The sequence below is a fragment of the Comamonas testosteroni genome (genome assembly GCF_000761245.1).
GTDB classification, from domain to species: domain Bacteria; phylum Pseudomonadota; class Gammaproteobacteria; order Burkholderiales; family Burkholderiaceae_C; genus Comamonas; species Comamonas testosteroni_C.
Genome location: NZ_AWOR01000074.1, coordinates 1 through 13615, shown reverse-complemented (window position 1 = coordinate 13615; position 13615 = coordinate 1). Strand labels below are relative to the sequence as shown.

Here is a 13615-nt window from a genome sequence, read left to right as displayed (position 1 = left end):
GCGCATCTATTGCTTTCGGTGGCATGTGGCCTTCTGACATGAAGGGTCAGCAGAACCAACCTGTGCGAGTCTTTCTGGTCGATGAAGACAGGCACATCAGGAACGTGATCGCGCAGGAGCTTATGCGTGACCCGCGCACTCTTCTGGTAGGGCAGGCTTCCAGCTACAAAGAGGCTCGTAAGAACGTCTTTTTGGAAGAGTTCGATGTGCTCCTCATCGACCTGTCTATTGGCGAAGGTCAAGGAGCCGAGTTGCTGGAATCGATCCAAATAAAGAGGCCTGAAGTGCTATGCATCGCAATTTCTGCAAGTGAAAACGACGATGCGGCCATGGATGCTCTTAAGAGAGGCGCTGTTGGATATCTGGTGAAGAATTCATGGTTTGGAAGCTATTTACAGGCTGTGCTGGAAGTAGCCAATGGTGGGGCGGCGATATCTCCCAGGGTGGCGAAAAAAATCATTCCTAAAATATTCAATGCAGCTATGCATGGGGAAAACATTTTCACGCATAAAAAATTTGAATCGCTAACTGAAAGAGAAGTAGATATACTGAAATTGATAGCTCAAGGAAAAAGCACTCAAGAGGTTGCGTCCTACTTGGAAATCAGCCCATTGACTGTGGCAACACATGTGAAAAATATTTACGGAAAAATGCAGGTCAGAACCAGAGCACAAGCTGTCAGATATGCGATGCTGACAGGTATCATTTAAACTCTCTTTTTGTCTGAATTTTATGTTGGGGATAAATGGAATTTTTCTTGCAGATATTCTTTGATTGAGTATTTTTATAAGGAAATTTGTTAGTAAGGTTGCAGACGATTTTTACCTGAATGCTTTCAATTGCGCAGCCCCGGCTTGGTAATATTCAAAAGCTTTCGCTACCTCGTTATGGACGAGGATTTAGGTGGTATAGACCATAGTGTTTGGATACCACTCGACAATAGTCACTGCAGCCTGTGCATGGGCCAATTGCCAGTGCTCCTTTGAGGTGCTGCCGGGATGGTCTGGCAATTCAATGTGCCGGTCCGCAGCCCGGATAGCAAACCAGAGCTCGCTACTCCAACCATTGTTAAGCGGTGGCTTATGAAGTGCCGGTGAAGTAATCACGATCACCTTCTTACCAGCCGCCCGGGCGTAGCCAACCTCAACCAGAGTTCCGTAGGCTTCCAGATCTTCGAGATAGGCCACAACTACATCAGCCCGTGAAATCCCTTGGAGCGCTCCACGGTATGCAGCGTTCTGGGCTCTATCAGGCGAGCATGAAGTCACTCCATGCATGTACCCGTGGTCGCTGCCTCTGGCCTTCCAGGGACCGGAGTACATGAACCTTGTGCGCGTTCCGTGAAAGACCATCTCTTGCGGTGGTGCGATCAGTACGTCAGCTTCTGAGCTTTCCGTTTCTAAATCACCGAGGGCATTGGATTTGGAAACATCAAAGATTCGCCAGCAAGAAAAATCGCCACCTGGCTTCTTATGGTCTGCAGGCCCTCCCATCCTGCCCGCCATGTAGACGAGGGGGAGTGCGAGATTGACTTGGTGGACTGCTTTTCTAGCCTGTAACCAATTTTCGATATCCGCCTCGAACCAGCCAATGCTTCTATTGCTCATCGGCGTTGGGTGAGGAAACCTGTCCTGCCGCATGAGCTTGTAGAGCATCGATTTTGATAACGCTGTCCGAGTCAACACCTCATCCATAGCGATGACATGTTTAGTGACACGTGACGCGCTCTCCCCAGACATATGGCCTCTTGAACTCGGGTGTTAGGTGCATGCACCGCAGTTGATCTATGCAATAAATATTATTTTCTGATAGCCATGCTCAATGTAGGAGGCACTCTAACACGGAAGTAGAGTAAGAACGATTTGTATTTATTGAAATGCTTGTTGATCACATCCTCACCCCGCAGTGAAGCGCGGCGCGATAGCTCCTGGCCCGAGAGTGAGATAAAGTGAGTGACCGAGGCTTTTTCTCTATGAGAAAAGAACATCAGATCAGCCTGAAGCGGTCACCAGCGAGAATGCCTCCAAGGACTGCTTATGGCGACCGTTTCTGGCCGTGAGCCGCCAGTGATTTAAAGAAGCCCTCGACCCAAAAGGTCAATGGCTTACACGCTTTAGTCACCCTTTGAGCGCAATATGCTCTCCAGACGAGCGCGCATCCAGCGATGCCATGGACTGCTCAGGTGCCGGTGCTGAAAATACACATTCAGTGTGTATGACGGCACCTCAAAAGGTGCTTTGAAGATCGCAATCGCTGCCGATGCCTCCAACTGCAGTGCCGCCAGGCGGGGCAGCGTGATGAGCAAATCTGAATTTGCCACGATAAAAGGCGCGGCCATGACACTGGGCAGCTCTATCGCAATCTCGCGAGTCCACCCGCCCTTGCTCAAAGCTGAGTCTATGACGCCTTTCTCCTCCTGCCAGGGTTTCACGACCACATGGCGTTCCGACAGATATTGCGCCATGGAAAGCCTCTTGCCGATGCGAGGATGACCTCTGCGTGCAACGACGACATAGGCATCGGTATGTCCCTGCAAGACCTCCACGCCTTCTTGCGCGGGGCTGAATTCGTCGGAAAAACCCATGACGAAATGGGCTCCTTCTTGCACCAGGTCGCTGTAGGCATCCCGATGACGCGAATGGACCACTCGCAGGCGTACATGAGGAGCATCATGCTCGATCCTGGAGATCAACGCAGGCATTAAAGCAAAGGTGGTGAAGTCGGTCGCAGCGAAAGTGAAGGACTGAGTGCTGCTGCCAGGCGCAAAGGCTGCCGGGTCGCCCAGCTGGTCCGAAAGCGTATGCAGTGCCAGCGTAATTCCCTCCGCCATCTCGGTGGCTCGCGGTGTGGGCTGCATGCTGCTGCCTGTGCGAAAAAACAGCTCATCACCTAATCCCTCCCGCAGTCGGGCTAGGGCATGGCTGCACGCAGAAGGGCTGATGGCCAGCTCATCGGCTGCCGCAACGACACTGCGGTAGCGAAACAGGGCATCAAAGACCAGCAGCAGATTGAGATCGAGACGGCGCAAAGAGGAGTGCATGATATGCAGTATGCAATGAAAACAATGCACTATATGCAGTGCTCATTCCAATTAGCATCATGAAATTGATGACTTATGCGCCTTGAAATGACCTCTGCCATGACACCAGATCTCACGTGCCGCTATGCCCAACCAGAAGACGCCGATCGCTGCTATGCCATTGAAGCCGGTGCCTATGAGGGTGATGAAGCCGCCACGCTTGCCAAGATCACCAAACGTATTCGTGAATATCCGCATGGTTTCCTGATTATGGAACACGATGGACAGATCATTGGCTTCATCAACAGTGGCTGCGCCTACGAGGTGCGCATGTCTGACGAGGAGTTCAAGGAGCTGGTCGGGCATGACGCTGCCGCATCTAACGTGGTCATCATGTCCGTGGTGATCGATCCGGCTTTCCAAGGCCGCGGCTACGCCACCACCATGATGCATGCCTTTGTCGAGCAGGTGCGCGCCGAGGACAAGAAAGCCATCCACCTGATGTGCAAGGAGCGACATGTGGGGCTGTACTCTCGCCTGGGATTCCAGTACCAGCGCCCTTCGGACTCAGACCACGGTGGCATGGCCTGGCACGAAATGGTCATGGCCCTGTGAACTGCACGAACTTCGAAGGCTCAAGGCTCTGGCCAATGACTGTTTCTTCTGACGATCCAAGACTGTCGCTGATCGACCCGATGCGGTTTCTCACGATGAACTGGAAACCATAGCTTCGAAATTCTCCAAGGCTTAATCTTGGTTAATTCGAACGCAGCAGCGTTGCCAGCCGTTGCTCGATCCATAAGGCCGTATCGCCCAGCGCTTCACCTTGCAAACTGAGCATACGCACGGCTAGCGGCGGAAGCTGCAATTCCGGGCAGTCCAGTGCCACGATGCGGGGCTCTATATCGGGTGCTTGCGCGATATTGCGCGGCAGAATTCCCCAGCCTATGCCGTCGGCCAGCATGTCAGCAAGCACGTAGAAGCTCTCCGAGCGCCAGATGCTCGGACTGATCACGAGGTCTTCAACACCCTCGATGTGCATCACCAACTGCCGGTAAGAGGCAAGGTCCTCGCGCTTGATTCCATTGCACTTGGCCAACTCATGGTCACGCGATACGAACACCATCTGCGGCACTCCGGCCACATAGTGTTGAGCAAACTGAGCGCCTGCCGGGCCTCGGTCAAACTGAAAGGCAAGCTCCGCACGACCAGATTGCACTTGGCGTGCGACTTCGGCCGCCGTGCCATTGAGCAGGGTCAACTCCAGAGCCGGGAAATGTTGAGCCAACTCCTGCAGCAGCCTCGCAATCGGTGGATAGGGCAGAGCCTCGTCAATGGCCACGCAAAGCTTGGCAGTTTGGCCATGTGACAGCTTGCGAGCGCGCAGGTCTAGCGCCTGGGCCTGATTGAGCAGGGCCCGTGCCTCCAGCAAGATGACTTCGCCAGCCTGCGTGAGTCGTACCGATCGGCCTATACGTTGAAACAACTCCAGCCCGAGATCCGCTTCCAGCAGTCCCATGGCCATGCTCACTGAAGATTGAGTACGGCCCTGGCGCCGAGCGGCTTGAGTCATGGAGCCACAGTCCGCCACGGCGACGAATTGGCTCAAACGTTCGAGTGTCCATTCCATTGATCAATTTTAATGATTGATCTGAACTTTTCTCAAATAAGAAATTGATCGATCATTGGCAATATGGTCGCTTCAAGCAGCCTCTCAAACAATTGAACGAAAGAATCCATGACGACATCCCTTCAGCTAAGACCATTGGAGCGCGACGATTTGCGCTTTGTGCACCACCTGGATAACAACGCCAGCATCATGCGGTATTGGTTTGAAGAGCCTTATGCGACCTTTGATGAACTGACCAGCCTCTACGACTCACACGTTCACGACCAAACTGAACGTCGCTTTGTAGTCGAGCACGAAGGGGCTCGAGGGGGGTTGGTTGAGTTGGTGGAAATCGACCTGGTACATCGCCGAGCGGAGTTTCAGATCATTGTTGCTCCTGATCAGCAGGGTAAGGGGATTGCTACTCGTGCTACTCGTCTGGCGCTTGACTATGGCTTCAAGGTTCTAAATCTGCACAAGATCTTTTTGCATGTGGACAAGGAGAATGCCAAGGCTATCCATGTCTATACGAAGCTTGGCTTTCAGCCGGAAGGTGAGCTGGTCGATGAGTTTTTTGCCAACGGCCAATATCGAAGCGTGTTGCGTATGTACATGCTGCAGAAGAGCTACCTGAATAAGGCCTAGATCCAGGCGAGCAACTGACTTCTGCCGACATTCGTCCAGGGCTCTTCTTTGGTAACTTCAGGGTTCCGTGCTGTGTTCAACGTACAGTGACTCGAGGCGTTGTTGCATAAATCGCGCTCTACTGTCGGGTAGCCTCGAGCGATGAGTCAGTCTCTGCATTCCAAGTCCCGCTATCGCACAAACAACTGCTGCGCTCAAAGCGCGAGGCTCCCTGACTTTCTGGTTGGACAAGGGCATGTCATGGTTTGCCGCAATCAGCGGCAAACGCGGGCGTAGCCCGCAGTTCTCGGATGCAGCTATCCAGTTCTGCCTGACCATCAAGAACCTGTTTGGCTTGGCCTTGCGACAGACCATCGGCTTTGTGCAATCGCTGCTGGCGTTGTCTGAGCTGCCGCGGCCTGTTCCGGACTTCAGCACGCTGTGCCGCAGACAACGCAGTCTGGATGTGCAAGTGGCGTGTCGACCCAGCTCGGGCGGGCTGGAATTGCTGCTTGACTCCACAGGGACCAAATTCCTGGGTGAGGGCGAATGGAAGTGCAAAAAGCATGGCGCGGAACGTCGACGTCAATGGCGCAAGCTGCACATCGGCATTGATGCCCAGACGCTGCCATCATCGCCTCCGTGAAAGACTGCCCGGATGCGCAAAGGCGCTGCCTTTGCGCACCGCAATGCGGCGATTGCCGCATGCAGGCGCTTTGGATGCAAGTGATGGAAGAGTTGGAGTGGCTATCACCAGCGCAGCCTGGTGGAGACGAAGATGCACTGCATTAAACGCCTGGGCGAGCAGGGTAAGCTTCAAACCGATTTACCAGGCCTACGCTCTCGAATCCCTATTCATGTACTTCCGAACTCTGATGGCGTTGCAACGTCCCGAACGAAGTCCGCCACCACCGCAGCGGCCTCTTGCGGAATGGCTTGCAGCAGGCAGTGTGGAGCATCAAACGCTTGAACTCTTATCTTCCGAAAACACTGCTCTGCATCAGCCACGGAAGACTGTGGCACCAGACGGTCACGTATCCCTTTCAAGTAGAGAACCGGAGCATCAATTGCTTTGGCATGTGCTCGCGCATCTACGGATACCACCGCTCTCAGCCTTGAACGTAGAACCGCCGTTTGAACCTTGGCCAAGGCGGACCGCAGCATAACTCGCAGACCCGGCGTCGCAAACCGGCCCAGAAGCATCAGGTTCAGTACTGGAGTCGGGGGAAGCGGAACCGGCATGGTCGCCAGGCCGCTGAGCCAGCGAAGCCCCGGCCTTGGATTGCGAACGAACGAGCAACACAGAACAACGCCCACAACACGCTCCGGGTATGCCGCTGCCAGCGAAATGGCAATAGGTCCTGAGAAAGACTCTCCCAACAAGACCAAGCGGCCATTGGGCGGCAAGGCCGATGTGGCAAGTTCCGTTAGATCGGTATAGGTCTGTGGCGGACCAGAAGTTGGATAGCTCACCACGACGATGGGCGTCGTCTTACCCAATGCGGCAACGAAAGGTGCGAAAAGCTCACCCGTACCATCCATTCCAGGAAGGAGAACAAGGGCAACAGGCCCTACCTCGGCAAGAGAAGGCAACTGCAAATCAGAGAATCCTGCTGAAAGGCTGCTCATGGCCGGGGGCGGTAGTTGCAATCCGATCCATTACAGCACTTTGAACAGTCTAATTTAACGGTCAAAGGAACGTGTTCCAGTGTGGCTGGAATAGGGCCGTTTCGGCTTGTGGGGAGGACGGATGTGCCTTGCGGGTCGTGTGCACGGGACCGGGAAATCGGACTAAGGCCGCTCCTCGTTCAAGGCCCGGATGGATGCCGGCTTAGACTGAGGAGCGACCTCGGGACAAGACCTTTTGGCTACGGTAAGCTTTCACCGAAACCAGCGATCGATCAAAGGAAAGTACGCTTCTGGCCGGACTGCTGAAGTTGCAGATCGACCCAGTGCAGGAAATCGAATGCTCGCGAGAACAGAAGTTTTGCAACATTCACCAACGCTCAAAACTGCGATCTTTCTGATTCCAGGCACTTTCGAGGACGCGGCCGCACACAACTGCATCGCACGTCAGCACTTACGCAGGCAACGCGTTTACAAACCTGGTTCGCCATTGCCGTGCCAGCTGCCTTCCCGCTCTTTCGCTTTACACATATGCCCACACGCCTTCATGCCATCTGCTCTGACATCACAAAGCTTCATGTGGGAGCGATTGTCAATGCAGCAAATTCGTCTCTGCTTGGCGGAGGTGGCGTCGAAGGTGCAATCCATCGTGCGGCAGGTCCAGACCTTGTGCATGAATGTCGGCTGCTCGGAGGCTGCAAGACTGGCAGTGCAAAGGTGACCCAGGCTTATCGCCTATCTGCCCGCTACATCATTCACACCGTCGGACCTGTATGGAGAGGAGGGGAAAGCGGGGAAGCGGAGCTGCTCGCTGGCTGCTATCGTCGATGCATAGAGTTGGCGGAGGAGAAGTCCGTTACCTCGATTGCTTTCCCGAGCATCAGCACCGGCATATACGGGTACCCGATCGAGCTGGCTGCGCAAGTGGCTGTCAGGACTGTCCAGGAAAGCCTGTCGGAACATTCGCCAATTGAAGATATTGTCTTTTGTTGCTTCGCACCTGCCGACTTGCTTCAATATGAATTGATTCTGAATCGACTTGCTCCATCCGAGTCTGAGTAGTACTTGAGCCTGGAGTCCAGTTCTCATGATCGTTCCTCGACTGCAGTGGGAGCGTGAAAAGCTGATCATTGCTGCATAGCCAACCCAGAAGACACCCAGGAACCCATTTATGCATGACTGGCAGGGACCAGGCCAAGCATGGTCCACTCACACTCGTGATTGCTGCTAGTCCATTTGCTCGTCCAGGTTCAGCAGGGTAGCGGCCAGCACCTGGGTGCCGGCCAGAACCTGACCCGGTGAGGCCCATTCCACTGCGCTATGGCTGCGTCCATCAAGACACGGGATGAAGATCATCCCCGACAGTCCGGTCTGAGCCAGGTACATGGCATCGTGGCCGGCACCGCTCGGCATGCGTCGACAGCCCAGACCCAGGCGCTGGGCGGATTGCTCCACGGCAGCAGCAATCAGCGGCGCGCAGGCAACGGGGTCCACATGGGTGCGAGGCTCCACGCGCCAATTCACGCCCAATCGCCCGATAGCCGGGCCGCAGCGCCGCGCCAGAATTTCCCAGAACTCCTGCAGCAGGGGGGCATGGTTGCTTCGCACCTCCAGCGTCAGGTCCACCTGGCCAGGCACCGTGTTGCTGGCGTTGGGGGAGACGTTCATGCGACCTACCGTGGCAACCACGTAGTGAGGTGTGCTGCGGCTCCACTGCAGCGCCAGGCGCTGGGCCTGGCGGATCACTATTGCTGCAGCAACGAGAGCATCGCTACGTTCATTCATGGGAGTGGTGCCCGCATGATCGGGCCGACCGTCGAAGAACAGCTGAGCGCGGCGTATGCCAACGATGTCGGTCACGGCACCTATGTCCAGGTCTTCGCGCTCCAGCACAGGCCCTTGTTCGATGTGCAGCTCCACAAAGGCAGCAAAGCCGTCCTGTCGGCGATCGGCCTCGGCCAGAGCTTCGGGGCGGGCACCCAGGCGCTGCAGGGCCTGGCCCAGGGTGTCGCCCTGGTCGTCGCGGGCGGCCAGCATGTCGGCGCTGAGTTGGCCGGCCATGGCGCGGCTGCCCACACAGGAGATGCCGTAGTCACTGGGCTCTTCGCTGAGGAAGTCTATGACCTCGAAGGGGTGCTTCAGCGTGATGTCCGCGTCCTGCAGGGCATGGGCCACTTCCAGGCCTGCCAGCACACCCAGAATGCCGTCGAAGCGTCCTCCGGCATTCACCGTATCTGTGTGCGAGCCCGTGGCCAGGGGCTTCAGGTCATCGCGCCAGCCGGGACGGCGGCCGATGAGGTTGCCTGCGGCATCCAGGCGCACCTGCAGGCCCGCGGCTTCGAAAGCTTCGCGCAGCCAAACGCGTGCGGCCTGGTATTCCGCGCTGAAGGCGCGGCGGGTCCAGGGCATATCGGCCCGGGTGAATTGGGCAAGCTCTTCGAGGCGGCGCCACAGGCGGTCTCCGTTGATCGGTGGCAGAGCCGGGGAAAGAAGGGGGGAGCAAGTAGAAGCGTTCTGCATGGAGTAATCTTCGCCCGAGATTTACCACTAAGGAATCTTTTGAAGTTTATGCAAGGTATTAGTGAAACTTTGGCTAATGCCCCTGGTTTGATGCTGCTGAGGAGTTTTTGCCTGGTCGTTCAGGAGGGCAGCTTTTCGCAGGCGGCGGAGCTGTTGCAGTTGTCCCAGCCGGCGGTCAGCCTGCAAGTGCGTCAACTGGAACGCCATCTCGGCACACGCCTCATAGAACGCGTGGGGCGGCGTGCTGTTCCGACGGCCGCCGGGAAGGCATTGCTGGAGCAACTGCCCGCCGTGAGCGTGGCGCTGGAGGGCCTGGCCCATGCGCTGGGTGTGCATGCGCGCGAGGTGAATGGGCAGGTTCGTATAGGTACGGGCCTGACCGTGTGTCTCTATCTTCTGCCTGCCGTGTTGCGCCAGATACGGGCCAGCCATCCGGGCATCGACATCGTGGTGGTCACGGGCAATACCGAGGAGTGCGTAAAGCGCGTGGAGGACAATAGTCTGGATCTTGCCCTGGTCACCTTGCCGGTAAATCGCCGCGCCTTGCTGGCCACCCCCGTGCTGCACGATGAGCTGGTGGCCGTAGCTCGCCCGGAGATGCTGATGGCGGGTGATGCGGTTGCTGCGCCAGAGCTTAGATCCCTGCCTCTGCTTGCCTTGCAGAAATCAGCCAGCACGCGCGGGGTGGTCGATGCCTGGCTGCGCCGTGCCGGTGAACTGCCGCATCCTCAGATGGAGCTTGACAGCGTCGAAGCGCTCAAGGAGATGGCGGCCATAGGCCTAGGTTATGCCGTGATTCCGCGCATGGCCATGCAGGGTCGAGGCGCTCGCGATGACCTGGTCTCACGCCCGCTGACACCTGGATTGCAGCGAACACTGGCGATGGTGTTGCGAAAGGACAAGCCATTGAGCCGTTCCTTGTCGATGGTTTGCCAGAATATTCAGGCACATTGTGCAGCCTGGATGCAGCGACCAGAGGTTTGAAAATAGTTTGATCGAATCTATCCTTGCTGCGCCAGTACTGATGTCTGCCATCGGTGAGGCAGGAACTCACTGCCTTTTGCATCGGGGCCATCAATTGATGCATGCTGACTCTTCTGCTGCCAGGTCTCCCGCGTGGGCAATCGCTTCTGGCCGAAAGCAGCGGCGGCACATGACCTTGAGCTGACCTCCGTCTGAGCAACTGAAGGCTCAATGCCATTGAGTTTGCAGCCGCATGAGTGAGGTATGTGCAAGGGATTGGTCTCCCATTCCTTTTCGCTTCTATGGCTAAAACGGCAGAAGGCGCTATGGCCCCGAGCAAGATGGCGACCTTGAAACGGTCTGTGTAGCCATGCAGTACTGTGAGTACGATCATGAAGACCAGACCGGCAATTCACCATGAGGATGTCAGCAGACGACGGGTTAGCTGAATTGGCAGCCATTGCCTTGCGAGCGTCTCGATGAATGGCATCATCACTAGCCCGACCATGAACTGAATACCTGCACGGTAACTGGCCATCGGGTTTGAGTCTGGGCACCGGCCCTATGGACCAGATAGCAAGAAGGATCTAGATAATCTGTCCGCAGAACATCACGGTTGCTCCGCCAATAACAAATATCCACCTGGGCGCAGCCAGTAGTCCAGTCGGTGCTTCAAGGCACATCAACCGAGTAAGTCAAGCAGCAATGAATCCCTTGTAGCACATGTTTTGCAAACGCCGGGAGGCTGCTGCCAGTCAGTCTACGATGCTCGTGGTCAGGGCCTTCCGGCCATAGGATTCCGCCTTCAAGCCTGTTGTTGCCCTGAACCCTCAAGAACTTCCGAATGAACACTTTCTCCTTTCGCGCAGCCTGTATCGTCACAAAGGACCCGGAGGACTTCTGCCACCTTGTCGGCTTTGCCGACAAGAAGCACGGCACCGAACATTACCTGATGCTCCAACGCTCCTTCGAAGAGGATGAAGATGAGCAGGATGAAGAACTGGGCATGGATACCTACCATGTCGAATGGTGTGGGCAGCAGAGACCTCGCTATGGCGGCATTGAGCGGTTTGTGCTGAAGCGTACCGGTGCGGAGCTCACGTTCAAACGCGAGGCGGAGGAGGACATGGATGAGCCGAAGCAAATGTCCATCGCCTTTGATCTTTCAGCAGGCGAGTACGAGGAACTGAAGGTCGCCTTGATGAATATCTTTGCCGGGGAGAGCTGCCTTGAAATGACCGACGGCCAGGCCATCGGTGCCGCATAGGCATGCAGAACGCGGGCCCTTCGGTTTGGGTGCGTCACCAAGGGCAGGACGGATGCTGCGCAGCCGTGCTGTTCATTGTGCCTATTGGTCCGGCTGGCTTTGGGCCACCATGAGCGTGCGGCCGCGCCTTTAGTGAATGAAAGCAGTTTGAAATTCCGCTGCCAGCCGGCAGACGGCCGTCTCAGAACGATCTTCGAATCTGCGGAAACCCGAGTGCTTCAGTAACAAGGAGTTTCAATGGAAGCTGCTATGCAGCATCCAGCATTGGCAATAGTTGCTGTAGGCAACTCATTGCGGCATCTCCGTCGACAACCCACATTTGGGCCAACGGCTCGGCATCTTCTACCGAGAGGTATGCCATGGTCCAACCGGAGAAAAGGCGACTCGTTATGCCTCTTGCCTCGTGCTGCGCAGTGAAATTGGTATGGCGATTGTCCAGGGATATCTTTTTGGCCAGTGCAATCACCTGCTGCTGAGGGCCCTCCATGTATTGAACGAAGCGCTGACCGTCAAAAATCAAGATTCCTGTGATCCCATGGGCCTCATTGAAGCGGCGTGAGACTCTGGTGATATCTGCGACACAGCTCGTACTGGCGTCACTGGCGATTTCACTGTGATAAAGAAAACATCCGAGCAGGTGTTTCAAGATTGCCTCTTACTTTCAGCGCTGCAAAGGTGCGGTCGGTGCCGGTGTCGTGATCGTCTCAAGCCAGGTATCCAGAACCTATTCCTTGCAGACAGAGTTGCAGTAGTGATCAACGGGCCGACTGCTCGTCATCGGGCGACATGTGCCAACGAGACAGGTCCAGATTTACGGTGGCGCAATGCGAAGTAAGCTCCATAAAAAAGGGCACAAGTCTGCTGCTGCAATTCATTTGCGAGGGATGCCTGCTCTTGTGCTGCTCTTTTGGAAAGATACCAGCGCCAAGTCCATCAGCAGAACCATCGACATGCCCAGGGCCAGCACAGCCACCACCATCGGCAGTCCAAGTGCGCTAAGCACATACCTTCCCGAAGGAATTGCAAGACGATTCTCCGTCGTGCAAATGAATTCGGCCGCACTCATGCCTGTGTAGTGCATGGCACAAACGGCAAGGGCCATGATCGCCGCAGCAAGCAGGCGCATGCTTGTCTGTTCGGTATGAAATGCCAGCCACAGCGCGGCAGTTGCAGCCACGAGAGCAATAAGCACAGACACGGCGATTCGCTCATAGTTCCACTCCAGGTGGCCTCCAAAGCGCATGCCATACATGCCTAGGTAGTGCATGACAACGGCGCCCAGCCCAAGCATTGATCCGGCCAAAAGCAAGCGACCAATGCTGTGCGGGTTGCGAGCCACGATATGAAAAGCCAGAGCCGAGATTGCCACCGCGGCAATGAGCGACACGCCGGTCTCCCATATCGAGTAGCCGGTCCCAAGGTCCATGCGCAGCGCAAGCATGGCAATGAAATGCATCGACCATACGCCAATGCCGCCAAGAGCAATCCCTGTGCTGCCGAGGCTCATCAGATAGCTCTGACGGTCATCAACCTTCGGTTCAAGTCGCTTGGCGGAGATCAGCGCAATGAAGGCGCCAATCATTGAAATCGCGTACGACAGTACAACCAATTCCATGCTGTAGCTGGTGCTGACCATTGCATCCATGAGCCTCTCCTAGTTGCCGAACAAGAGGAATCCAGAATTTGCAAATTGACTTGTATCAAATTAATTCAAAGCTATCAAGATGATTCGATGAGTCATAACTGATTCGATGCTAGTCAGATACATCAGATCTGATCTCTATTCAAAATTTGAGACAAGTCAAAGAGTATGTAAGCACGTGATACGAGCAAGCGCTCAAGGAGCGATCGCACGGGTGCCCAAGGCGTACCGGCTTCACTCAATCTGGGCGGTATCTCGTTTCGTCAGGCCATTGATCACAGAAGGCACATATGAGAGTGAACGCACCGGTAACTCAGCGGGAGTACAGCTTTGATGAGCACGCGA

General features: G+C 55.6%; 13 protein-coding genes and 1 pseudogene. 7 read left to right on the top strand and 7 right to left on the bottom strand.

From position 1 onward, the window contains the following. A partial coding sequence (locus P353_RS21955; RefSeq protein WP_034374559.1) for a LuxR C-terminal-related transcriptional regulator occupies positions 1-710 on the top strand: 710 nt, incomplete at its 5' end. Positions 711-899: 189 nt separating this feature from the next. Here P353_RS21955 and P353_RS21950 read toward each other — a convergent pair. Further along, positions 900-1739, bottom strand: a complete 840-nt coding sequence (locus tag P353_RS21950) for an AlpA family phage regulatory protein (protein ID WP_034374554.1) — start codon at positions 1737-1739, stop codon at positions 900-902. A 374-nt stretch (positions 1740-2113) separates the two neighbouring features. After that, positions 2114-3040, bottom strand: a complete 927-nt coding sequence (locus tag P353_RS21945) for a LysR family transcriptional regulator (protein WP_080750644.1) — start codon at positions 3038-3040, stop codon at positions 2114-2116. Positions 3041-3127: 87 nt separating this feature from the next. Here P353_RS21945 and P353_RS21940 point away from each other — a divergent pair, with 87 nt between their 5' ends. Then, positions 3128-3634, top strand: a complete 507-nt coding sequence (locus P353_RS21940) for a GNAT family N-acetyltransferase (protein WP_420093395.1) — start codon at positions 3128-3130, stop codon at positions 3632-3634. A gap of 142 nt (positions 3635-3776) precedes the next feature. On the opposite strand, the gene P353_RS21935 is transcribed toward P353_RS21940, so the two are convergent. Next, entirely contained in the window at positions 3777-4649 is an 873-nt protein-coding gene (locus P353_RS21935; RefSeq protein ID WP_034374549.1) for a LysR family transcriptional regulator, read from the bottom strand. Positions 4650-4757: 108 nt separating this feature from the next. Here P353_RS21935 and speG point away from each other — a divergent pair, with 108 nt between their 5' ends. Both speG and P353_RS28545 read left to right on the top strand, forming a co-directional pair. Continuing rightward, on the top strand, positions 4758-5273 hold the full coding sequence (gene speG, locus P353_RS21930; protein ID WP_034374547.1) for a spermidine N1-acetyltransferase: 516 nt from the start codon (positions 4758-4760) through the stop codon (positions 5271-5273). A gap of 141 nt (positions 5274-5414) precedes the next feature. Then, positions 5415-6060: pseudogene (locus tag P353_RS28545) on the top strand (IS5 family transposase); the annotation flags it as partial. A 47-nt stretch (positions 6061-6107) separates the two neighbouring features. Here P353_RS28545 and P353_RS28540 read toward each other — a convergent pair. Then, a complete protein-coding gene (locus P353_RS28540) occupies positions 6108-6881 on the bottom strand; it encodes an alpha/beta fold hydrolase (protein ID WP_080750643.1) in 774 nt (257 codons plus the stop codon). A 528-nt stretch (positions 6882-7409) separates the two neighbouring features. Between P353_RS28540 and P353_RS21920 the strand changes: the two genes are divergently transcribed. Then, complete coding sequence (locus P353_RS21920) at positions 7410-7940, top strand: O-acetyl-ADP-ribose deacetylase (RefSeq protein ID WP_034374545.1); 531 nt, start codon at positions 7410-7412, stop codon at positions 7938-7940. Between the two features lie 165 nt (positions 7941-8105). On the opposite strand, the gene P353_RS21915 is transcribed toward P353_RS21920, so the two are convergent. Continuing rightward, positions 8106-9398, bottom strand: a complete 1293-nt coding sequence (locus P353_RS21915; protein WP_034374543.1) for a Zn-dependent hydrolase — start codon at positions 9396-9398, stop codon at positions 8106-8108. Positions 9399-9446: 48 nt separating this feature from the next. On the opposite strand from P353_RS21915, the gene P353_RS21910 reads away from it, so the two are divergent. Then, positions 9447-10382: a LysR family transcriptional regulator gene (locus P353_RS21910; protein WP_034374541.1), complete on the top strand. Its 936-nt coding sequence runs from the start codon at positions 9447-9449 to the stop codon at positions 10380-10382. A gap of 823 nt (positions 10383-11205) precedes the next feature. After that, complete coding sequence (locus P353_RS21905) at positions 11206-11628, top strand: Imm10 family immunity protein (protein WP_034374538.1); 423 nt, start codon at positions 11206-11208, stop codon at positions 11626-11628. Between the two features lie 247 nt (positions 11629-11875). On the opposite strand, the gene P353_RS21900 is transcribed toward P353_RS21905, so the two are convergent. Then, positions 11876-12274, bottom strand: a complete 399-nt coding sequence (locus tag P353_RS21900; protein WP_034374536.1) for a BLUF domain-containing protein — start codon at positions 12272-12274, stop codon at positions 11876-11878. Between the two features lie 225 nt (positions 12275-12499). Beyond that, positions 12500-13273 (bottom strand): MHYT domain-containing protein, encoded by a 774-nt coding sequence (locus tag P353_RS21895; RefSeq protein WP_034374534.1) that lies wholly within the window; start codon positions 13271-13273, stop codon positions 12500-12502. Positions 13274-13615 lie beyond the last annotated feature (342 nt).

Excerpts from the sequence above, each read along its gene's own strand:
- P353_RS21950 (WP_034374554.1), bottom strand. The coding sequence starts at position 1,739 with ATGTCTGGGGAGAGCGCGTCACGTGTCACTAAACATGTCATCGCTATG.
- P353_RS21935 (WP_034374549.1), bottom strand. The coding sequence starts at position 4,649 with ATGGAATGGACACTCGAACGTTTGAGCCAATTCGTCGCCGTGGCGGAC.
- P353_RS28540 (WP_080750643.1), bottom strand. The coding sequence starts at position 6,881 with ATGAGCAGCCTTTCAGCAGGATTCTCTGATTTGCAGTTGCCTTCTCTT.
- P353_RS21920 (WP_034374545.1), top strand. The coding sequence starts at position 7,410 with ATGCCCACACGCCTTCATGCCATCTGCTCTGACATCACAAAGCTTCAT.
- speG (WP_034374547.1), top strand. The coding sequence starts at position 4,758 with ATGACGACATCCCTTCAGCTAAGACCATTGGAGCGCGACGATTTGCGC.
- P353_RS21910 (WP_034374541.1), top strand. The coding sequence starts at position 9,447 with ATGCAAGGTATTAGTGAAACTTTGGCTAATGCCCCTGGTTTGATGCTG.
- P353_RS21940 (WP_420093395.1), top strand. The coding sequence starts at position 3,128 with ATGACCTCTGCCATGACACCAGATCTCACGTGCCGCTATGCCCAACCA.
- P353_RS21945 (WP_080750644.1), bottom strand. The coding sequence starts at position 3,040 with ATGCACTCCTCTTTGCGCCGTCTCGATCTCAATCTGCTGCTGGTCTTT.
- P353_RS21915 (WP_034374543.1), bottom strand. The coding sequence starts at position 9,398 with ATGCAGAACGCTTCTACTTGCTCCCCCCTTCTTTCCCCGGCTCTGCCA.
- P353_RS21905 (WP_034374538.1), top strand. The coding sequence starts at position 11,206 with ATGAACACTTTCTCCTTTCGCGCAGCCTGTATCGTCACAAAGGACCCG.
- P353_RS21895 (WP_034374534.1), bottom strand. The coding sequence starts at position 13,273 with ATGGATGCAATGGTCAGCACCAGCTACAGCATGGAATTGGTTGTACTG.